1 pseudogene is annotated in these 566 nt (G+C 39.8%); it reads right to left on the bottom strand.

From position 1 onward, the window contains the following. Positions 1 to 566, bottom strand: a pseudogene (locus CWB66_RS21430) (chitodextrinase); the annotation flags it as partial.

Here is a 566-nt window from a genome sequence, read left to right on the forward strand (position 1 = left end):
GTTTACAAATTTCCGCATCTAAATTTGGCATACGACCTTGTTCAATATCAATAACTAATTGTAACGTTGAGGCAGTGCCTAAACTAAAAGTGATGAGCTGCGGTGAATCAAACTTTTCATATACAAGCCGTTCATAATCATCACGAATACCATTATCATTTTGGTCAATACCGTCTAGCGTTTTATAGTCATCTGGGTGCGCAGGAGGTAAATCTGGTGTTAGGTAAAATAAGTCTTGAATGCGTTGCCAGCTGCTATGGGGTTTGGGTTTATTATTCTTATTCCAATAACGGGCAAAATAATAGTCGGTATTGTGTTTTACCAAATTGCCACCTCGGTATACCTTGTTTGCTTGCCACTTTTTTATCACTGTATCTTGTACCCAAATCCAACCATCCCAATGCGGTTGATTTTCTATTGGTTCAATCCCTTTAACCCAAAAGGCAGCAATAAATAGGCTGTTGTTGTGAGTGACTACATCACCAGCTACGTATATTGAACCGGCCTCCCATGGCTGATGATTTGGCTCAATGTCTGCTAAGTTAGTATTTGCGGATTGCTGAGTT

The sequence above is a fragment of the Pseudoalteromonas sp. S558 genome, assembly GCF_005886635.1.
GTDB lineage: Bacteria > Pseudomonadota > Gammaproteobacteria > Enterobacterales > Alteromonadaceae > Pseudoalteromonas > Pseudoalteromonas aliena.